We start from the raw sequence: 21,623 nt of genomic DNA on the forward strand, positions 1-21,623 counted from the left end.
TGTGGCGGAATGCAGTCCAGCAATGGATAGCGACGGCGATATTCGGCGCGTTTTTCAGTGTTTGTTTATTTACCGTTAAGGTTTATCTTCCCACTCTGGTGGATATCTCGGGGAATGTTGGATCGTTATGAAGCTCAAGGGAAAAATGAAAAAGCGCTATATTCTCATCGCCCTCATTATCATCGTGGCGATGTTTACGCTCTGGCGAACGTTAAATGCGCCGCTACCCCACTATCAAACGCTGATTGTCCGTCCGGGCGACCTCCAGCAGAGCGTGCTGGCGACGGGGAAACTGGATGCGCTGCGCAAAGTGGATGTCGGGGCGCAGGTCAGTGGCCAGCTTAAAACGCTGTCGGTCGCAATTGGCGACAAGGTGAAAAAAGATCAGCTGCTTGGCGTTATCGATCCTGAACAGGCGGAAAACCAGATCAAAGAGGTGGAAGCCACGCTGATGGAATTACGCGCTCAGCGCCGACAGGCTGAAGCCGAGTGGAAACTGGCGCGCGTCACCCTGTCACGCCAGCAACAGCTGGCGAAAACCCAGGCGATTTCGCGACAGGAACTGGATACGGCCGCGACGGAAATGGCCGTCAAACAGGCGCAGATCGGCACGATTGACGCGCAGATTAAACGTAATCAGGCTTCTCTTGATACGGCAAAAACCAACCTGGATTACACCCGCATTGTCGCCCCGATGGCAGGCGAGGTGACGCAAATCACCACCTTGCAGGGACAGACGGTGATTGCCGCTCAACAGGCGCCAAATATCCTGACGCTGGCGGATATGAGCACCATGCTGGTGAAGGCGCAGGTTTCCGAAGCGGACGTTATTCACCTGCGTCCCGGACAAAAAGCCTGGTTTACCGTGCTGGGCGACCCTCAGACCCGCTATGAAGGCGCGCTGAAAGATGTCCTGCCCACGCCTGAAAAAGTGAACGACGCTATTTTCTATTACGCGCGTTTTGAAGTTCCTAACCCGAAAGGGATTTTGCGCCTGGACATGACCGCACAGGTGCATATTCAGCTCACAGACATTAAAAACGTGTTGACGATTCCGCTGGCGGCGCTTGGCGACCCGGTCGGCAACAACCGCTACAAAGTCACGCTGTTGCGTAACGGCGAAACCCGTGAACGCGAGGTGTCGATTGGCGCGCGTAACGATACCGACGTGGAGATCGTCAAGGGACTGGAAGAGGGTGATGAGGTGGTGATCAGCGAGAGCAAACCTGGAGCCGCGCAATGACGGTATTGCTTGAGCTGAGCAATATTCGCCGTAGTTATCCGTCAGGTGAAGAACAGGTCGAGGTGCTGAAGGGCATCTCCCTGCAAATTCATGCCGGAGAGATGGTGGCGATTGTCGGCGCGTCCGGCTCCGGTAAATCGACCCTGATGAATATCCTCGGCTGTCTGGATAAACCCACCAGCGGCACCTATCGGATTGCGGGGCGGGATGTCTCCACGCTCGACAGCGACGCGCTGGCGCAACTCCGCCGCGAACATTTTGGTTTTATCTTCCAGCGTTATCATTTGCTCTCACATCTGACGGCGGCGCAAAACGTTGAGGTACCCGCCGTTTATGCCGGTACGGAGCGCAAACGGCGGCTGGAGCGGGCCGAAGAGTTGCTGCAACGGCTGGGGCTGGGCGATCGGGTGGATTATCAGCCTTCGCAGCTCTCCGGCGGGCAACAGCAGCGGGTGAGTATTGCGCGCGCGCTGATGAACGGCGGGCAGGTGATCCTCGCCGATGAACCGACGGGGGCGCTCGACAGCCATTCCGGCGATGAAGTGATGGCGATTCTGCATCAACTGCGCGATCGGGGGCATACGGTCATTATCGTGACCCACGACCCGCAGGTTGCCGCTCAGGCCGAACGGGTGATTGAAATCCACGATGGCGAGATCGTGCGTAATCCGCCGTCGCAGAAAACGCAAGCGGGGCAAGGCATCGCGGAGCCCGTCGTCAAAACGGCCTCCGGCTGGAGCCAGTTTGTCAGCGGATTTCGTGAGGCGCTCACGATGGCGTGGCTGGCGATGGCCGCCAATAAAATGCGCACCTTGCTCACCATGCTGGGGATTATTATCGGGATTGCGTCGGTGGTGTCGATCGTGGTGGTCGGCGATGCGGCAAAACAGATGGTGCTGGCGGATATTCGCGCCATTGGCACCAATACTATCGATATTTACCCCGGTAAAGACTTCGGCGACGACGATCCGCAATATCAGCAGGCGCTGAAATATGACGATCTGAACGCGATTCAGAAGCAGGCGTGGGTAACGTCCGCGACGCCTGCCGTATCGCAAAATCTGCGGCTTCGCTACGGCAACATCGACGTGGCCGCCAGCGCCAATGGCGTCAGCGGCGACTATTTTAACGTCTACGGCATGACCTTTAGCGAGGGGAACACGTTCAACAGAGAGCAGTTGAATGGCCGGGCACAGGTGGTGGTGCTCGACAGCAACACGCGGCGTCAACTTTTCCCCAATAAAGCGAAAGTGGTGGGCGAAGTGATCCTGGTCGGCAATATGCCTGCAACGGTGATCGGCGTGGCCGAAGAGAAACAGTCTATGTTCGGCAGCAGTAAGATCCTCCGCGTCTGGCTGCCGTACAGCACGATGTCCGGGCGGGTGATGGGGCAGTCATGGCTGAACTCCATCACCGTTCGGGTGAAAGAGGGATTTGACAGCGCGCAGGCTGAGCGGCAGCTTACCCGCCTGCTGACGCTGCGCCACGGGAAGAAGGATTTCTTTACCTGGAATATGGACGGCGTCTTGAAAACCGCCGAAAAGACCACACGTACTCTTCAACTGTTCCTGACGCTGGTTGCGGTTATCTCACTGGTGGTAGGGGGGATTGGCGTAATGAACATTATGCTGGTTTCCGTCACTGAACGAACCCGGGAGATTGGCATCCGTATGGCGGTAGGCGCGCGCGCCAGCGATGTGCTGCAACAGTTCTTAATTGAAGCGGTGCTGGTGTGTCTGGTCGGCGGCGCGTTGGGGATCGGGCTGTCGATGCTGATCGCCTTTACGCTACAGATGTTTTTACCCGGCTGGGAAATCGGCTTCTCGCCCGTCGCGCTCCTGACGGCGTTCTTGTGCTCGACGTTTACCGGGATACTGTTTGGCTGGTTGCCCGCACGTAATGCGGCACGACTCGATCCGGTAGATGCGCTGGCGCGGGAGTGAATCTTGCCGGATGTTTGTCCGCCGGGTAAGGCGCGTCAGCGTCGCCATCCGGCAAAAAGCAATGGCGCAGAAATAAAAATGCCAGCCGATCGGACTGGCATTTTGACTGCGGGATGTACACAATGAGACAGAAGAGCTATGCAACGGCTTCTGCTTCGATGGGCACGATGACACTGGCGTGATTGCCTTTTGGCCCCTGGTGGACATCAAACCGGACAGACTGCCCGGCTTTAAGCGTTCTGTAACCATCCATTTGAATGGTGGAGTAATGGGCGAAAATATCTTCGCCGCCGCCTTCAGGGCAGATGAAACCAAACCCTTTGGCATTGTTGAACCACTTTACAGTACCCGTTTCCATGCTTCGACATCCTTCGTAAATCTTATATAAGTAAGATGGAATGAACCGGTGGCGGAGTGGGGGCTGTTCAAAACCTCGCCAACTCTCGAAACTACAATTTAGAGAAATCAGGCGGGGCGTCAAGCGCCAGGCGGGGTGGATGGGGTAAAAATGAATCAAAAATTTGAAGCAGTTAACGCTATTGCCGGTAATGTGACAGATGTCGCGGATGACAGAGATAGATGATAGTTATCTATTAATTGGGGTAGATTGATTGCGTGCATAGGCTCTTGTCAGCGGCAGTACGTTCTGCCGGTAACCGTAACCGAAGATGACGACTGACAATGGGTAAGACGAACGATTGGCTGGATTTTGACCAGCTGGCGGAAGATAAGGTGCGCGACGCGCTAAAACCGCCATCTATGTATAAAGTGATATTAGTCAATGATGATTACACTCCAATGGAGTTTGTTATTGACGTGTTACAAAAATTCTTTTCTTATGATGTAGAACGTGCAACGCAACTGATGCTTGCGGTTCACTATCAAGGTAAAGCTATCTGCGGCGTATTTACCGCCGAGGTCGCGGAGACCAAAGTGGCGATGGTGAACAAGTATGCGAGGGAGAACGAGCATCCGTTGCTGTGTACGCTGGAAAAAGCCTGAATGCAGGCGTAAAAATTGGGGGAGGTGCCTATGCTCAATCAAGAACTGGAACTCAGTTTAAACATGGCTTTCGCCAGAGCGCGCGAGCACCGACATGAGTTTATGACCGTCGAGCACTTGTTACTGGCGTTGCTCAGTAACCCATCGGCCCGCGAAGCGCTGGAAGCGTGCTCCGTGGATTTGGTGGCGCTCCGTCAGGAACTTGAAGCCTTCATTGAACAAACCACACCCGTACTGCCTGCCAGCGAAGAAGAGCGCGACACACAGCCGACGTTGAGTTTTCAGCGCGTGCTGCAACGTGCGGTCTTTCACGTTCAGTCCTCCGGGCGCAGTGAGGTAACTGGCGCGAATGTGCTGGTGGCTATCTTCAGCGAACAGGAATCCCAGGCGGCTTATCTGCTGCGTAAGCATGAAGTCAGCCGCCTCGACGTGGTGAACTTTATTTCTCATGGGACGCGAAAGGACGAGCCGAGTCAGTCTTCTGACCCCGGCAATCAGCCAAATAGCGAAGAACAAGTTGGCGGGGAGGAACGTATGGAGAACTTCACGACTAACCTTAACCAGCTTGCTCGCGTGGGCGGAATCGATCCGCTGATTGGTCGTGAAAAAGAGCTGGAGCGTGCCATTCAGGTGCTGTGTCGCCGCCGGAAAAATAACCCGCTGCTGGTGGGTGAGTCCGGCGTCGGTAAGACGGCGATTGCCGAAGGTCTGGCCTGGCGTATTGTCCAGGGCGATGTGCCGGAAGTGATGGCGGATTGCACCCTCTACTCGCTGGATATCGGCTCGCTGCTGGCGGGCACCAAGTATCGCGGCGATTTCGAAAAACGTTTTAAAGCGCTGCTCAAACAGCTGGAACAGGACACCAACAGCATCCTGTTTATTGATGAGATCCACACCATTATCGGTGCGGGTGCGGCGTCGGGCGGTCAGGTGGATGCCGCAAACCTGATTAAACCGCTGCTCTCCAGCGGTAAGATCCGCGTGATTGGTTCCACGACGTATCAGGAATTCAGCAATATTTTCGAGAAAGACCGCGCGTTAGCGCGTCGCTTCCAGAAAATTGATATCACTGAGCCGTCCGTGGATGAGACTGTGCAGATCATCAACGGCCTGAAACCGAAGTACGAAGCGCACCACGATGTTCGCTACACGGCGAAAGCGGTGCGTGCGGCGGTAGAGCTGGCGGTGAAATACATCAACGACCGTCATCTGCCGGATAAGGCGATTGACGTCATCGACGAAGCCGGTGCGCGTGCTCGTCTGATGCCGGTCAGCAAGCGCAAGAAAACCGTCAACGTGGCGGATATTGAGTCCGTTGTGGCGCGCATCGCGCGTATTCCTGAGAAGAGCGTCTCGCAGAGCGATCGCGATACGCTGAAAAACCTCGGCGACCGCCTGAAAATGCTGGTCTTCGGGCAGGATAAGGCAATTGAAGCGCTGACCGAAGCGATCAAAATGAGCCGTGCGGGTCTCGGTCATGAACATAAACCTGTCGGTTCGTTCCTGTTCGCGGGGCCTACCGGGGTAGGGAAAACCGAGGTAACGGTACAGCTTTCCAAAGCGCTGGGTATTGAACTGCTGCGGTTTGATATGTCCGAGTATATGGAACGCCACACCGTAAGCCGCCTGATCGGCGCGCCTCCGGGATATGTCGGTTTCGACCAGGGCGGTCTGCTGACCGATGCGGTTATCAAACATCCGCATGCGGTTCTGCTGCTGGATGAAATTGAGAAGGCGCATCCAGATGTCTTTAACCTGCTGTTGCAGGTGATGGACAACGGCACGCTGACGGACAACAACGGGCGTAAAGCGGATTTCCGCAACGTGGTGCTGGTGATGACCACCAACGCCGGTGTGCGTGAAACTGAGCGTAAATCGATTGGACTCATCCATCAGGACAACAGTACGGACGCGATGGGTGAAATCAAGAAAGTGTTTACGCCGGAGTTCCGTAACCGTCTCGACAACATTATCTGGTTCGATCACCTGTCTACTGAAGTGATCCATCAGGTTGTCGATAAGTTTATCGTCGAGTTGCAGGTTCAACTGGATCAGAAAGGCGTCTCCCTGGAAGTGAGTCAGGAAGCGCGTGACTGGCTGGCAGAGAAAGGCTATGACCGCGCGATGGGCGCACGTCCAATGACACGCGTCGTCCAGGACAACCTGAAAAAACCGCTGGCAAACGAGCTGCTGTTCGGTTCGCTGGTTGGCGGCGGCCAGGTGACCGTTGCGCTGGATAAAGAGAAAAATGAGCTGACGTATGGCTTCCAGAGTGCGCAAAAGCACAAACCGGAAGCCGCGCATTAATCTCGTAACCGGTAAAATCTGAACGCCAGTCGCGTTCAGATAAACTCGCTAAAATCCGTAATCTCTTTTGAGGTTACGGATTTTTTTGCCGCCATACCCCGGATACCTGAAAACCCTTTTTTTGAGTGTTTTTTTAACGCTATGATTTTTATGTGTTTATATTTTTCTTTATTAACACCATGATAGCGACGAACAGCTTCAGTTCACTGCCGTACAGATAGCTTAGAAAAGCGTTACAGGAACTTGAGGCTGGTTCATGGCGTAAGGGGCTGAATGATTATTGCCAGTGTATGGCGATAACCCCTGTTCCGGCTGTAAAAGGCTGGCGCACGGTGAGTCGGGTGCAGGTGAAAAGCAGTCCACAACGGTTATTGCGGCGTTCCGTCAGGAAGGGATGGTTGACGGAAGAGCAGGCGCAACTGCGCCTGGTGGAGTCAACCGAACAGCATAGCGATTTGCCTTACCTGAACGTTAAGAGCTTGTCGAATCAGCAACAATTTCGGGTGTTTATTCGTCACGGCGAACTGCGTTCTGAACCTGTTAGCGGGACATTCACAAGCTATGGATTAAGTTCTACGGCGACTATTCCCTGGTTCTGAGAGGCCTGATGGCGCTTCGCTTATCAGGCCTACAGAGCGCCACTCGTAGGCCGGATAAGGCGCGAGCGCCGCCATCCGGCGATGTGCAACAGGTGAAAAAAAAGCCCGTACTTTTGTACGAGCTCTTTTTCCGAATATGGCGGTGAGGGGGGGATTGACTCGCTTCGCTCGCCCTGCGGGCAGCCCGCTCTCTGCGTTCGCGGTCTGTCCAACTGGCTGCCGCCAGTTGTCGAACCCCGGTCGTGGGTTCTCATCCCCCCACAGTACGTGCAAYAKGYGAAAAAAAAGCCCRTACTTTCGTACGAGCTCTTTYYTGAATATGGCGGTGAGGGGGGGATTCGAACCCCCGATACGTTGCCGTATACACACTTTCCAGGCGTGCTCCTTCAGCCACTCGGACACCTCACCATATTGTATTGCTGCCTGACCGCTTGGGGGCAACGGGGCGCTACTATAGGGAGTTGCGCCAAAACGGTCAAGCAGAATTTACGCTTTAATTATCGTTTGGTTATGCAATGAACATATTCCCTGCTCTGGGGGAGCAGGGAATACGATTAGCGCTGTGAATCCAGTATCTCACCGTTTTTCACCACTTCCTGCGCTTTGCTGTAACTCTCGATCAACAACTGATACGCCGGGAACACTTTGGTGTAGACCTCAGCCCACTCTGCTGCGTCTTCACGGTTCCAGGTGCTCTGCAACTCGGAAGCCACTGCGGCGGTATCCATCGGTACGACGCCAGCCTGAACAACGCGTGCCAGCGTGATCTCCTGAGCCATTTTGCTGTAGGTGCCGGAAGCATCAATAACAGCAAACACTTTATAACCTTCCGCGACCGCGCTAATCGCCGGGAATGCCATGCAAACGCTGGTAATCGTACCGGCGATGATCAGCGTTTTACGGCCGGTCGCTTTTACCGCCTGGACGAAATCAGCGTTATCCCAGGCGTTGATCTCGCCTTTACGGGCAATATACTGCGCGTGCGGTGCATTGGCGTGGATCTCCGGGATCAGCGGGCCGTTCGGTCCCTGCGGTACAGATGCCGTCGTAATGACCGGCATCTTCGACAAGGTCGCCATTTTGGCCAGCGCGGCCGCACGGGCGCGCAATTCAGGCATCGGCATATCGCCAACGGTCTGGAAAAGCCCGCTCTGGTGGTCGATTAACAGCATAACGGAATCGTTAACGTCAATTACCGGGCGCAAACCATTAAAATTAGCAGGACTGGACATATTGTGTACTCCTCAATGTTTTCAGATTTGGCCAAAACGGCCGGAGTTGAAATCGCGTACGGCTTCTGCGATTTCTTGTTTTGTGTTCATGACAAATGGGCCGTAACCGACAATGGGGTCATTCAGCGGCTCGCCCGACAACAGCAGAACGCTGGCATCGCTACTGGCTTCGAGATACAGGTTTTCACCTTCCTGGCTTAACACCACCAGTTGCGCTTCATTTACCGGTGTTGTGCCATTCACCGTAATACTTCCTTTCAGGACGACCAGCGCGGTGCTCCACCCTTCAGCGACGGGCAGCGTAAGATGACGATCGCGTTGTAGGCGCATATCCCAGACATTCAACGGCGAGAAGGTATGCGCCGGGCCTTTCACATCCTGATAGCGGCCTGCAATAATGCGCGCGGTTCCGGCTTCGTCAGGCAGCGTTACGGCAGGGATGAGATCGCTGCTGATGCTTTGATAACCCGGCACCGCCATTTTGTCTTTCGCGGGCAGGTTCACCCACAGTTGCACCATTTCCAGCTCGCCTCCCTGTTGGGTAAAGGCTGAAGAATGAAACTCTTCATGCAAAATGCCTGCGCCTGCGGTCATCCACTGCACATCGCCAGGGCCGATGACGCCGCCTCGGCCTGTTGAATCGCGGTGCTCAACTTCGCCGCTGTAAACAATCGTGACGGTTTCAAAGCCGCGATGCGGGTGTTCTCCCACTCCACGTTTTTCGTTTTCGGCGCCAGAGGCAAAGGTATGCGGCCCGGCATAGTCCAGCAGCAGGAACGGGCTTAACTGCTCTGCATGGGACTGATAAGAGAAGAGCGAACGAACCGGAAATCCATCGCCAACCCAATGCGGGCGAGGTGCGGTATAGACGCCTGTAATCTGTTTCATGGTGGTCTCCTCGGTGGCGTTGTCTTGATGTAAATAAGCTTATATCTATGACAATGATCTGAGTAGTCGCTAAAATAGACCTTACCGTTCTATAAACAGGACAATGCAATGACAAAACCGGATCTCAATGATTTTGCGTGGTTTGTTCATGTCGTCGAGGAGGGGGGATTTGCGGCGGCAGGGCGAGCGCTGGATGAACCAAAGTCAAAGCTTAGCCGGCGTATTGCGCAACTGGAGGAACGGCTGGGCGTTCGCCTTATTCAACGAACCACGCGGCAATTTAATGTCACCGAAGTCGGGCAGACCTTTTATGAACATTGTAAGGCAATGCTGGTGGAAGCACAGGCGGCGCAGGATGCGATAGCCGCCTTACAGGTCGAGCCGCGTGGCATTGTAAAACTGACATGTCCAGTGACGTTGCTACATGTACATATCGGCCCAATGCTGGCGAAGTTTATGGCGCGTTATCCCGATGTGTCGTTACAACTTGAAGCAACCAACCGCCGTGTTGACGTGGTTGGCGAGGGCATTGACGTTGCAATTCGCGTCCGGCCGCGTCCTTTTGAAGACAGCGATCTGGTGATGCGCGTGCTGGCGGACAGGGGGCACCGTTTGTTTGCCAGCCCGACATTGGTACAGCGTATGGGGAATCCTTCTTCGCCAGCAGAACTGCATCACTGGCCCGGACTGAGCCTGGCTTCAGGTAAACATATCCACCGCTGGGAACTCTTTGGTCCACAGGGCGCGCGTGCTGAAGTTCACTTTACACCGCGTTTGATCACTACAGACATGCTGGCGCTGCGTGAAGCGGCCGTTGCGGGCGTCGGCCTCGTTCAGTTACCTGTTTTAATGGTGAAAGACCAACTGGCTGCGGGGAAGCTGGTTGCCTTGCTGGAAGGATGGGAACCCAGAAGAGAGGTGATTCATGCGGTATTCCCGTCCCGCCGTGGATTGTTGCCGTCCGTACGCGCGCTGGTGGATTTTTTGACAGAAGAGTATGCGCGAATGGTGGAAGATTAAAACAGAGCGCAATATACCCTTTTTTATTTTATGTCACTAACTTATTGATTTTATTGTGTATATATAACTTGGGTGAAAAAGGGTCTGACAGGAAGACGTTGCGTTTTTCTTCAATAAATCAACGTGATTGTCTGATATTATTCCTGTTCACTGCCGTACAGGCAGCTTAGAAACAGCGAAAACCACGCCCGATAAACAGGGTATGGTTCACTGCCGTACAGGCAGTTCAGTATTTAATGTAGAAGGAAGGGACGCTGCGGGGAATAAAAATAACGTTAATTCGCATCAACGGTATTCATGCAGGAAAGGGACAATAAAAAGGCCGGATAAACCGACCTTTTTTTATCTTTACGCCACCCGGGCGTGAAAACAATCAGCGACTACGGAAGACAATGCGGCCTTTGCTCAGGTCGTACGGGGTCAGTTCAACAGTCACTTTGTCGCCCGTCAGGATGCGGATGTAGTTTTTACGCATTTTACCGGAGATGTGTGCAGTAACCACGTGACCGTTTTCTAATTCTACGCGGAACATGGTATTAGGTAACGTTTCGAGAACGGTACCCTGCATTTCAATATTGTCTTCTTTGGCCATCTAATCCTCTGGGGTATCACTACCGTAATTTGAACCGGCAAGATAATGCCGAAGTTCTTTAAATAAGTAAAGATTTGCGCGTTTAAAACGCAGCAAATCAGGTTTGGCGCATTACTCCGAAAAACACGGCAAAGCCGCACTTGAAGCGCAACGTATAAGGGAGCGATGAGATAAACGATGGGCGTTACCTGACGCGAACGGTTCCTTAACGGCGGCGGGGTAATGGGCATAACCTGCTCTGCGGCACAATTATAACACCCTGACAAAAAATGTGCCGAAAACATTCACACCTGAGGCGAAAATAACGTGCGCGGCACCCAGAAATGACCCGGTAATCGCTGTTGCCGTAATGATCCCAGATGCTCAAGGTATTGCCTGCGGGGAATTTCGACAGCGCCAAGCGATGCCGTGTGGCTATTCAGTACCTGGCAGTCGATTAATTTTCCACCCTGACGAATAAATTCAGCGCAAAAAACAAGCAGCGCGGTTTTGGAGGCGTTCTCCTGGCGACTGAACATCGATTCGCCGCAAAACAGGGTGCCTTGTGAAACGCCATACATGCCGCCGACGAGCGCGTTGTGTCGCCATACTTCGATGGAATGCGCATGCCCCAGCTCATGTAAGCGGTGATACGCTTCCACGACATCGCGCGTGATCCAGGTTCCTTCGTCACGATCGTTGGCGCAGCCTTCAATAACCTGACCAAACGCATAATTAAGCGTGACGCGATAGGGCGATCGTTTGTGAAAACGCTTCATGCTGCGGCTGATGTGTAATGTTTCAGGCTGCAAAATAGCGCGAGGATCGGGTGACCACCAAAGAATCGGGTCGCCTGGTGAAAACCACGGGAAAATACCCCGCTGATAGGCCATCAATAAGCGGGCAGGACTGAGATCGCCACCAAGCGCCAATAAACCATTGGGTTCACGTAACGCGCCTTCCGGCGAGGGGAAGGCGATTGAGTGGCGAGAAAGCTGAACCAGGCGCATGACCGCAGAACTCCAGTACGCAAGTCGGATCGTTCAATAATAGCTTACAGACGTTGCTTAAACTGGTAATAACGACCCTGCCTGGCTAACAGATCTGCGTGATTACCTTGCTCAATAATTTGTCCGTTGTCCATCACTATTATTTGATCAAAACGCGACAGCCCGCGCAGACGGTGCGTGACCATTAAAACGGTTTTCCCGCGCATAACCTCTGCCAGCAATTCAAGCATCTGGCTTTCGGTTGTCGCGTCCAGCCCCTCAGTGGGTTCATCGAGCAGCATGAGCGGCGCATCGTGCAGCAGGGCACGGGCGATAGCCAGACGACGAAGCTCGCCGCCTGACAGCTGACGTCCGCCTTCGCCTAGCCAGCTGTTAAGTCCGCCATCCTCCAGCAGCTTTTCCAGCCCGACACGGCGCAGCATCTCTGAGAGCGTATCGTCGTTTGCGTCTGGCGCTGCCAGCAGCAGGTTGTCACGCAATGTGGCGCTGAACAGGTGTACTCGCTGCGGCACCACGCTAATGGTGCGACGCAGGGCTGCTTCATCCAGCGTTGAAATCGGTTGATCGTTAAGCAGAATATCGCCGCTCTGCGGGTCCCAGGCGCGGGTGAGCAGTTGCAGCAATGTCGATTTCCCGCAGCCGGTGCGTCCGAGAATAGCGATATGTTCTCCGGGCGCGACTTGCAGAGAAAGGGTATCCAGCGCTTTTTGCGGCTGCTCCGGGTAACTGAATGAAACGTCACGCAGCGTCAGCGTTACCTGCCGGGGAGCCGCTGCTTCGCCATCCGGGAAGGTCACTTCAGGCTGCTGCTCGGTCAGTTCGGTAATACGCAGCGCAGAGGCGATGACCTGGCCAAGATGTTGAAACGCGCCGGTAACGGGGGCAAGCGCTTCAAATGCCGCCAGTGCGCAAAAGACAAACAGCGCTATCAGCGCGCCAGGCTGGCTGTTATCGCCGACGCCGCCGGAAGCCATCCATAACATCAGCATTACCGCCAGTGCGCCAATCAGCAGCATTAAGGCCTGGGATAGCGCCGTTAATTCAGACTGGCGTCGCTGGGCTTCATGCCACTGTAATTCCGTGGCTTCCATTTGCGCCCGATAGCGCGAGCTGGCGCCAAATATTGTCAATTCCGCCTGACCCTGTAGCCAGGCGGTTAACTGCTGGCGATACTGACCGCGTAAATGGGTTAAGTTCTGCCCGGTGCTTTTTCCGGCGCGATAGAAGAGCGGCGGCATAATAAACAGCGTCAGCAGCATAATGCCACCCAGCGTAATCGCGAGGGTGAAATCGAGAACACTCAGCCCCAGAGTGACCACCATAATCACCACAAACGCGCCAACCAGCGGAGAAATGACGCGCAGGTAGAGGTGATCCAGCGTATCGACATCGGCGACGACGCGGTTCAGCAGCTCGCCCTGACGATAGCGGGCAAGACCGGCGGGGGAGAGCGGCAGCAGCTTGCTGAACGTATGAATACGCAAATGTTGCAATACGCGGAAGGTGGCGTCATGGCTGACCAGACGCTCGAAATACCGGCCCGCAGTACGGGTGATCGCCGCACCGCGCACGCCAGCAGCCGGCAGCATGTAGTTAAAGCTATAGATACCCGCCACACCGACTACGGCTGAGGCGGAGAGGAACCAGCCAGAGAGCGTCAGCAAACCGATACTGGCCAGTAGCGTGACGATGGCCAGGATAATACCGAGCGTTAACATCCACTTATGACGTTTATACAGCGTCAGATACGGTAGCAAGGCACGCATTTAAATGTCCTCCTGACGATGAGCCAATAGTGTCGCAAACGCGCCGTTGGCGCTGCTGAGTTGGGTATAATCACCTTGCTCGATGATCTGCCCGTCCTGCATAACCCAGATCACGTCCCAGTCGGCAAGATCTTCTAACTGATGCGTCACCATCAGCGTGGTCTGGCGTCTTGATGCGGCATTCAGCGCCTGCATTACACGCTGCTCGCTGTGGGCATCCAGACTGGCGGCGGGTTCATCCAGCAACAACAATTTGCAGGGATTCAGCAGGGCGCGGGCAACCGCAACCCGCTGCGCCTGACCGACGGAAAGGCGACCAGCGTGATCGCCAGTCGGCGTGTCTACGCCTTGCGGCAACAGAGGTAAAAACTCACTGACCCAGGCGCTGTCGAGAGCCGCCTGTAACGCTTGTTCACTGGCATCCGGGCGGGCAAGCAGGACGTTTTCACGGAGCGTGCCAGCCGGTAATTGTGGGTTTTGCCCCACCCAGGAGAGATGTTTTCGCCAGGATTCCGGGGATAAATCACGAAGTTCAACGCCGTTAATGCACAGGGAGCCCTGATAAGAGAGAAAGCCTGACAGCGCGTTTAACAGTGAACTCTTTCCTGAACCGCTGCGACCAACCAGTACGGCGCGCTGACCTGCGGCCAGTGTGAAATTCAGCGGTCCGGCAAGCGTTTTACCTTCCGGCGAGGTAATTATCAGATCCTGCGCTTCAAGGGTTACCGGTTCTTTCCCGGAAAGTTCGACATCGCCGCGTTCCGGGTGAGCGAGAGGTGTTTCCATAAAGGTTTTCAGGCTGTCAGCCGCACCTACCGCCTGCGCTTTGGCATGGTAAAAGGTGCCCAGATCGCGCAGTGGCTGGAAAAACTCCGGCGCCAGAATCAGCGCCAGGAAGCCGGCGGCAAGCGTGACGCCTGTCCCGTAATGGCCGAAATTAAGCTCGCCGAGGTAGGAGAAACCGAAATAAACCGCGACCAGTGCAATGGACAGCGACGTGAAGAACTCCAGTACCCCGGAGGATAAAAAGGCGAGACGCAGGACTTCCATTGTGCGCTGGCGAAAATCTTGTGAAGCGACACGAATGCTTTCCGTTTCTGCTTCACCGCGCCCGAAGATGCGCAGCGTCTCCATACCGCGTAAGCGGTCGAGGAAATGCCCGCTCAGGCGGGCAAGCGCCTGAAAATTACGGCGGTTAGCGTCGGCGGCGCCCATTCCCACCATCGCCATAAATAATGGGATCAGCGGTGCGGTGCCGAGCAAAATCAGCGCGGCGGCCCAGTTTGACGGGAAGATCGCCGCCACAATCAACAAGGGAACGCAGACAGCAAGCGCCATTTGCGGCAGATAGCGGGCATAGTAATCATGCATATCGTCAATCTGCTCCAGCACCAGCGTCGCCCAGCTACCAGCCGGTTTACCCTGAATCCAGGCTGGCCCTGCCTGTTGCAGGCGATCCAGCACCTGGCGGCGAATCTCAAATCGGATATGCTGCCCGGCATGAAAACCCACCCGCTCGCGCAGCCAGACCACCCAGGCGCGCAGGACAAACACCAACATCAGTACGATGAAGGGGAGCAGGAGGGCTTCGCGGGGAATATTGTCCATGATCATATGCTGGAGAATGCGAGCCATGATCCAGGCCTGAGCGACAATCAGTACGCCACTCACGAAACCCAACAGGCGTGAAATGTTCAGCCAACGTTGGGAAATTACACTTTGCTGTTTTAACCAGCGGGTCAATTCTTTTTGACGGGTTTTATTCATTGCACGCTTAGCAGGTGAGTTATCGGAATTTTTGGCACGGCAATGTTACAACGGGGCAAAAATAAAGGCGACTTATAGTCGCCTTTTTTACTTTTGTTACTGATTTGTAAAAACTATTTGCACGCGTCAGCCAGACCGTCAAGGTAGCGTTCAGCGTCCAGCGCCGCCATGCAACCTGTGCCCGCTGAGGTGATTGCCTGACGATAAATATGGTCCATCACGTCGCCTGCGGCGAACACGCCGGGAACGCTGGTCTGCGTGGCGTTACCGTGGATGCCGGACTGGACTTTGATATAGCCGTTTTCCAGTTCGAGCTGACCTTCAAAAATCGCGGTGTTCGGGCTGTGGCCGATGGCGACAAACAGGCCTGCAACGTCAAGGGATTCAATGTTGTCCGGGTTTTGCGTATCACGCAGACGCAAACCGGTAACGCCCATCTGATCGCCGGTCACCTCTTCCAGAGTGCGGTGGGTATGCAGCACGATGTTGCCGTTTTCCACTTTATCCATCAGGCGCTTAATCAGAATTTTTTCGGCGCGGAAGCCGTCGCGACGGTGAATCAAATGCACTTCAGCGGCGATGTTCGCCAGGTATAACGCTTCTTCAACCGCCGTGTTGCCGCCGCCGATGACCGCGACCTTCTGGTTGCGGTAGAAGAAACCGTCGCAGGTGGCGCAGGCAGACACGCCACGGCCTTTAAATGCTTCTTCAGACGGCAGGCCGAGGTAGCGTGCGGAAGCGCCGGTTGCGATGATCAGCGCATCGCAGGTGTATTCGCCGCTGTCGCCGGTCAGACGGAAAGGACGGTTTTGCAGATCCACGCTATTGATGTGATCGAAGATGATTTCAGTATCAAATTTCGTCGCATGTTCGTGCATGCGCTCCATCAATAGCGGCCCGGTCAGATCGTTCGGATCGCCAGGCCAGTTTTCCACTTCCGTCGTGGTGGTCAGTTGACCGCCTTTCTCCATACCGGTAATCAGAACCGGTTGCAGGTTTGCGCGCGCAGCGTAGACCGCAGCGGTATATCCCGCCGGTCCAGAACCCAGGATAAGCAGTTTACTGTGTTTGGTCGTGCCCATGAGATCCCCATAGTTGTTGGCAGACAATGGGCAGGATTGTAGGGAATTTGCAGACGTAAAAAAAGAGTATAGCGATTTTGTTAACAATATGTGTAATAGCAGGAACCGATGAATGGGCGGATTTAGGGCTGCGATATAATGCTTTCTACTTAAAATCGGCCAGTTATAAGGTGATAAAATGACGATTTAGCGCCGCTCTTAATGAATAACTGGCATGTTGTACTAAAAATCGATGTTTTGCTTTGACAATCCCCTGCTGTTTTGCGAAAACATCTTCTGGAAGAAAAAAACAGTGTTATGTGTGTGCTGCATAATCATGCATATAAGCACCATGTTTACCGGGCTAGTGAAATCTACGCATGGCGTGGACAGACGCCATTCGTGATGTCGATAGCTGCCATCCGGCAACGGTCTTCTCACCATAGGCCCTGGCATTGCGCGCCGTTAATCCCTCTGGGTTCGGTCTATTGTGATGGGCATCGACTCTGAACAGTGATGTTAGTAGAGTCAGGCAGGAGTAGGGAAGGAATACAGAGAGACAATAATAATGGTAGATAGCAAGAAGCGCCCTGGCAAAGATCTCGACCGTATCGATCGTAACATTCTTAATGAGTTGCAAAAGGATGGGCGTATTTCTAACGTCGAGCTTTCTAAACGAGTGGGACTTTCACCGACGCCTTGCCTTGAGCGTGTCCGTCGGCTGGAAAGACAGGGTTTTATTCAGGGCTATACGGCGCTGTTAAACCCGCATTATCTGGATGCATCACTTCTGGTTTTTGTTGAGATTACTCTGAATCGTGGCGCTCCAGATGTGTTTGAACAATTTAACGCCGCAGTACAAAAACTTGAAGAAATTCAAGAGTGTCATTTAGTTTCCGGTGATTTCGACTACCTGTTGAAAACACGCGTGCCGGATATGTCAGCGTACCGTAAGCTGCTGGGTGAAACCCTGCTGCGTCTGCCTGGCGTGAATGACACACGTACTTACGTGGTAATGGAAGAAGTCAAACAGAGCAATCGTCTGGTAATTAAGACGCGCTAACACGGAACAGGTGCAAAATCGACGTAGTTTGATTACACTCCTGTTAATCCATACAGCAACAGTGCCGGGGCAACCCGGTGCTGTTGTCCGTTTTAGCATCGGGCAGGAAAAGCCCGAAACCTGGAGAGCCTTTTTTGAGCCAGGAATACACTGAAGACAAAGAAGTCACATTGAAAAAGTTAAGCAGCGGGCGCCGACTTCTGGAAGCGTTGCTGATCCTTATTGCCCTTTTTGCCGTCTGGTTGATGGCAGCCTTACTTAGCTTTAACCCTTCAGATCCCAGTTGGTCGCAAACCGCATGGCATGAGCCTATCCATAATTTAGGCGGCGCGCCGGGCGCGTGGCTGGCTGACACGCTGTTCTTTATCTTTGGCGTGATGGCTTACACCATCCCGGTGATTATCGTTGGCGGCTGCTGGTTTGCCTGGCGGCACCAGAGCAACGACGATTACATCGACTATTTTGCCGTGTCGCTGCGCATTATCGGCGTCCTGGCGTTGATTCTTACCTCCTGCGGATTAGCCGCAATTAATGCTGATGATATCTGGTACTTCGCGTCTGGCGGCGTCATTGGCAGCCTGTTAAGCACCACGCTTCAGCCTCTGCTGCACAGCAGCGGGGGAACGATTACGCTGCTGTGCGTCTGGGCAGCCGGTCTGACGCTCTTCACCGGCTGGTCCTGGGTGAGCATTGCAGAAAAACTGGGTGGCTGGCTGCTGAACATTCTCACCTTCGCCAGCAACCGTACTCGCCGCGATGATACCTGGGTCGATGACGACGAGTATGAAGATGATGACGAATACGAAGATGAAGCGGTGGGCGCACAGCGCGAATCCCGACGTGCGCGCATCCTTCGTGGCGCACTGGCGCGCCGTAAACGGCTGGCAGAGAAGTTCAGCAATCCGCGCGGGCGACACACGGATGCGGCGCTTTTCTCCGGCAAGCGTATGGATGATGAAGACGATATCGAATACAGCGCGCGTGGCGTGGCCGCCGATCCTGATGATGTGCTGTTCTCCGGCCATCGTGCGACGCAGCCGGAATATGAGGAATACGATCCTCTGCTGAATGGGCATTCGGTCACGGAGCCTGTTGCCTCCGCTGCTGCGGCGACAACGGCAACGCAAGCCTGGGCGGCGCCTGCCGATCCGGTTATGTCTGCACCGTTGGTGCCGGGTGCTGAAACCGCGCCTGCGCAACCGGTGGTGGAATGGCAGCCTGTTCCGGGGCCGCAAACCGGCGAACCGGTCATTGCGCCCGCGCCGGAAAGTTATCCGCCGCAACCACAATATGCGCAGCCGCAAGCGCCACATCATGAACCGTGGCAGCAACCTGCGCCGACCGAGCCGCAACCGCAGTATTACGCTGAACACGCGTATGAACAGCCTGTGCCGCAGGCGCAGGAACCTGCGGCGGAACAACCCTGGCACCCTGAGCCGGTTTATCAACACGAGCCGACTTTCGAGCCGCAGCCGGCTTACCCGCAGGAACCGGTTCAGGATACGTATTACCAGCAGCAGCCTGCTGTTGAGCCACCGTCTGCGGTAGAGCCTGAGCCTGTAGCAGAAGAAATTAAACCCGCCCGTCCGCCGCTCTACTACTTTGAAGAAGTGGAAGAAAAACGCGCGCGTGAGCGTGAGCAACTGGCTGCGTGGTATCAGCCGATTCCTGAGCCAGCGAAAGCGCCGGAGCCGGTTAAACCATCGGCACCGACAGCAGCTTCTGTGCCGCCTGTTGAATCCGTTGCCGCGGTTGCGCCGTTGGCGGCAGGCGTCAAAGATGCAACGCTGGCCGCAGGCGCGGCGGCGGCATCCGCTGCACCTGCGTTTAGCCCGGTAAGCGGTGGTGCGCCACGCCCGCAGGTTAAAGAGGGGATTGGCCCGCAACTGCCTCGCCCTAACCGCGTTCGCGTTCCGACCCGCCGTGAGCTGGCCTCGTATGGCATAAAATTACCGTCTCAGCGTATCGCGGAAGAGAAAGCGCGTGCGGCGGGGCGTCATCAGTATGATGCCGAAACGCAGTATAGCGATGATGAAATTGATGAGATGCAGCAGGATGAGCTGGCACGTCAGTTCGCCCAGTCTCAGCAGCATCGTTATGGTTCCGAATATCAACATGATGCTCCTCAGGCAGAAGATGAGGATGCAGCAGAAGCTGAACTGGCTCGCCAGTTTGCCTCTTCGCAGCAGCAGCGCTATGCCGGGGAACAGCCTGCGGGAGCCCATCCGTTCTCGCTGGATGATTTTGAATTCTCGCCGATGAAAGCGCTGGTGGATGAAGGCCCGCATGAGCCGTTGTTTACTCCCGGCGTGATGCCTGAGCAGCCTGTTGCGCCACAGCAACAGTATCAGCAGCCGCAACAGCCCGTCGCGCCACAGCAACAGTATCAGCAGCCGCAACAGCCCGTCGCGCCACAGCAACAGTATCAACAACCACAGCAGCCCGTCGCGCCGCAGCAACAGTATCAACAACCGCAACAACCGGCCGCGCCACAGCCGCAGGAAAGCCTGATCCATCCGTTGTTGATGCGTAATGGCGACAGTCGTCCGTTGCAGAAACCTACCACGCCGTTGCCGTCGCTGGATCTGCTGACGCCGCCGCCGAGCGCAGTGGAACCGGTCGATACTTTCGCGCTGGAACAAATGGCGCGCCTGGTCGAAGCGCGTCTGGCGGATTTCCGCATTAAAGCTGACGTGGTGAACTATTCCCCAGGGCCTGTTATTACCCGTTTTGAGCTGAATCTGGCGCCGGGCGTGAAAGCCGCGCGTATTTCTAACCTGTCACGCGATCTCGCGCGTTCACTGTCAACCGTTGCGGTACGCGTGGTAGAAGTGATCCCTGGTAAGCCTTACGTGGGCCTCGAACTGCCGAACAAAAAACGTCAGACCGTCTACCTGCGTGAAGTGCTGGATAACGCTAAATTCCGCGAGAATCCGTCGCCGCTCACCGTGGTGCTGGGTAAAGATATCGCTGGCGATCCGGTTGTGGCCGATCTGGCGAAAATGCCTCATCTGCTGGTTGCGGGGACGACGGGTTCCGGTAAATCGGTTGGGGTCAATGCCATGATCCTCAGCATGCTGTATAAAGCGCAGCCGGAAGACGTGCGTTTCATCATGATTGACCCGAAAATGCTGGAACTTTCGGTCTATGAAGGCATTCCACATCTGCTGACCGAAGTGGTCACCGATATGAAAGACGCTGCCAACGCACTGCGCTGGAGCGTTAATGAAATGGAACGCCGCTATAAGCTGATGTCGGCGCTTGGCGTGCGTAATCTGGCAGGCTATAACGAGAAAATTGCCGAAGCGGCACGGATGGGGCGTCCGATTCCAGACCCGTACTGGAAGCCGGGCGACAGCATGGATGCCCAGCATCCGGTGCTGGAAAAACTGCCGTATATCGTGGTTCTGGTCGATGAATTCGCCGATCTGATGATGACCGTCGGTAAGAAAGTTGAAGAGCTGATTGCGCGTCTGGCGCAGAAAGCGCGTGCCGCAGGTATTCACCTGGTGCTGGCGACTCAGCGTCCGTCGGTTGACGTTATTACCGGTCTGATTAAGGCCAATATTCCGACGCGTATCGCCTTTACCGTATCCAGTAAGATCGACTCACGCACGATCCTCGATCAGGGCGGCGCGGAGTCCCTGCTGGGGATGGGGGATATGCTTTATTCCGGCCCGAACTCGACCATGCCAGTACGTGTTCATGGCGCGTTTGTCCGCGACCAGGAAGTGCATGCGGTGGTGCAGGACTGGAAAGCGCGTGGTCGCCCGCAATACATTGACGGCATCACCTCGGATAGCGAAAGCGAAGGGGGCGGCGGCGGTTTTGACGGCGGCGAAGAGCTGGACCCGTTATTCGATCAGGCGGTGAGCTTTGTGACCGAAAAACGCAAAGCGTCCATTTCTGGCGTTCAGCGTCAGTTCCGTATCGGTTACAACCGTGCGGCGCGCATTGTCGAGCAGATGGAAGCCCAGGGCATTGTCAGCGAACAAGGCCATAACGGGAACCGCGAGGTGCTGGCGCCACCGCCGTTCGAATGATTGCAAAGATCGGTAAATAAATAAGAATTCAGTATTTTCTTCTTTCCTCATGCTGATTTTTGGCCTGGAATAGAGAGCAGAGGGAACTCCCCATCGGGAGTGACGTAT

At 55.0% G+C, this 21,623-nt stretch carries 16 protein-coding genes, 1 tRNA gene and 1 pseudogene; 9 read left to right on the top strand and 9 right to left on the bottom strand.

Annotated elements, in window-relative coordinates; translation table 11 throughout:
• The first annotated feature begins 145 nt into the window (after positions 1-145).
• Both macA and macB read left to right on the top strand, forming a co-directional pair.
• On the top strand, positions 146-1,243 hold the full coding sequence (gene macA / locus OGX84_RS19635) for a macrolide transporter subunit MacA (protein ID WP_370662145.1): 1,098 nt from the start codon (positions 146-148) through the stop codon (positions 1,241-1,243).
• Complete coding sequence (gene macB, locus OGX84_RS19640; RefSeq protein ID WP_286458309.1) at positions 1,240-3,186, top strand: macrolide ABC transporter ATP-binding protein/permease MacB; 1,947 nt, start codon at positions 1,240-1,242, stop codon at positions 3,184-3,186. The genes macA and macB overlap by 4 nt, the downstream gene beginning before the upstream one ends.
• Positions 3,187-3,322: 136 nt before the next feature.
• On the opposite strand, the gene cspD is transcribed toward macB, so the two are convergent.
• Positions 3,323-3,544 (bottom strand): cold shock-like protein CspD, encoded by a 222-nt coding sequence (gene cspD, locus OGX84_RS19645; protein WP_000447499.1) that lies wholly within the window; start codon positions 3,542-3,544, stop codon positions 3,323-3,325.
• A 150-nt stretch (positions 3,545-3,694) separates the two neighbouring features.
• Here cspD and OGX84_RS19650 point away from each other — a divergent pair, with 150 nt between their 5' ends.
• From OGX84_RS19650 to cas6f, 4 genes and pseudogenes are all read left to right on the top strand, one after another.
• On the top strand, positions 3,695-3,769 hold the full coding sequence (locus OGX84_RS19650; RefSeq protein WP_213164981.1) for a hypothetical protein: 75 nt from the start codon (positions 3,695-3,697) through the stop codon (positions 3,767-3,769).
• Between the two features lie 98 nt (positions 3,770-3,867).
• A complete protein-coding gene (clpS, locus tag OGX84_RS19655; protein WP_012133050.1) occupies positions 3,868-4,188 on the top strand; it encodes an ATP-dependent Clp protease adapter ClpS in 321 nt (106 codons plus the stop codon).
• 30 nt (positions 4,189-4,218) lie between these two features.
• Complete coding sequence (gene clpA, locus OGX84_RS19660; RefSeq protein WP_012133049.1) at positions 4,219-6,495, top strand: ATP-dependent Clp protease ATP-binding subunit ClpA; 2,277 nt, start codon at positions 4,219-4,221, stop codon at positions 6,493-6,495.
• A 230-nt stretch (positions 6,496-6,725) separates the two neighbouring features.
• Positions 6,726-7,094 (top strand): annotated as a pseudogene (gene cas6f / locus OGX84_RS19665) (type I-F CRISPR-associated endoribonuclease Cas6/Csy4); the annotation flags it as partial.
• A gap of 320 nt (positions 7,095-7,414) precedes the next feature.
• On the opposite strand, the gene OGX84_RS19670 reads toward cas6f, so the two are convergent.
• The 3 genes from OGX84_RS19670 to OGX84_RS19680 form a co-directional block, all read right to left on the bottom strand.
• Positions 7,415-7,502: transfer RNA gene (locus tag OGX84_RS19670), tRNA-Ser, on the bottom strand.
• A 146-nt stretch (positions 7,503-7,648) separates the two neighbouring features.
• Complete coding sequence (locus tag OGX84_RS19675) at positions 7,649-8,326, bottom strand: isochorismatase family protein (RefSeq protein ID WP_049011452.1); 678 nt, start codon at positions 8,324-8,326, stop codon at positions 7,649-7,651.
• Between the two features lie 21 nt (positions 8,327-8,347).
• Positions 8,348-9,214 carry a pirin family protein gene (locus OGX84_RS19680; RefSeq protein ID WP_286458311.1) on the bottom strand — a complete coding sequence of 289 codons (867 nt, stop codon included), beginning with the start codon at positions 9,212-9,214 and terminating at the stop codon, positions 8,348-8,350.
• 108 nt (positions 9,215-9,322) lie between these two features.
• On the opposite strand from OGX84_RS19680, the gene OGX84_RS19685 reads away from it, so the two are divergent.
• Positions 9,323-10,234 (top strand): LysR family transcriptional regulator, encoded by a 912-nt coding sequence (locus OGX84_RS19685; RefSeq protein WP_110494428.1) that lies wholly within the window; start codon positions 9,323-9,325, stop codon positions 10,232-10,234.
• Between the two features lie 373 nt (positions 10,235-10,607).
• Here OGX84_RS19685 and infA read toward each other — a convergent pair whose 3' ends face one another.
• The 5 genes from infA to trxB all read right to left on the bottom strand — a co-directional run bounded on the left by infA (position 10,608) and on the right by trxB (position 16,430).
• Positions 10,608-10,826, bottom strand: a complete 219-nt coding sequence (gene infA / locus OGX84_RS19690) for a translation initiation factor IF-1 (RefSeq protein ID WP_001040187.1) — start codon at positions 10,824-10,826, stop codon at positions 10,608-10,610.
• Positions 10,827-11,110: 284 nt separating this feature from the next.
• A complete protein-coding gene (aat, locus tag OGX84_RS19700) occupies positions 11,111-11,815 on the bottom strand; it encodes a leucyl/phenylalanyl-tRNA--protein transferase (protein ID WP_112002310.1) in 705 nt (234 codons plus the stop codon).
• 44 nt (positions 11,816-11,859) lie between these two features.
• Positions 11,860-13,581: a heme ABC transporter ATP-binding protein/permease CydC gene (cydC, locus tag OGX84_RS19705; RefSeq protein ID WP_286458313.1), complete on the bottom strand. Its 1,722-nt coding sequence runs from the start codon at positions 13,579-13,581 to the stop codon at positions 11,860-11,862.
• On the bottom strand, positions 13,582-15,348 hold the full coding sequence (gene cydD / locus OGX84_RS19710; protein ID WP_200028560.1) for a heme ABC transporter permease/ATP-binding protein CydD: 1,767 nt from the start codon (positions 15,346-15,348) through the stop codon (positions 13,582-13,584).
• Between the two features lie 113 nt (positions 15,349-15,461).
• Positions 15,462-16,430, bottom strand: a complete 969-nt coding sequence (gene trxB, locus OGX84_RS19715; protein ID WP_012133038.1) for a thioredoxin-disulfide reductase — start codon at positions 16,428-16,430, stop codon at positions 15,462-15,464.
• Positions 16,431-16,977: 547 nt separating this feature from the next.
• Between trxB and lrp the strand changes: the two genes are divergently transcribed.
• On the top strand, positions 16,978-17,472 hold the full coding sequence (gene lrp, locus OGX84_RS19720; RefSeq protein WP_000228469.1) for a leucine-responsive transcriptional regulator Lrp: 495 nt from the start codon (positions 16,978-16,980) through the stop codon (positions 17,470-17,472).
• Between the two features lie 134 nt (positions 17,473-17,606).
• Positions 17,607-21,515 (top strand): DNA translocase FtsK, encoded by a 3,909-nt coding sequence (locus OGX84_RS19725; RefSeq protein ID WP_286458314.1) that lies wholly within the window; start codon positions 17,607-17,609, stop codon positions 21,513-21,515.
• Positions 21,516-21,623 lie beyond the last annotated feature (108 nt).

Source organism: Citrobacter sp. CK202, assembly GCF_030333225.1.
GTDB lineage: Bacteria > Pseudomonadota > Gammaproteobacteria > Enterobacterales > Enterobacteriaceae > Citrobacter_B > Citrobacter_B koseri.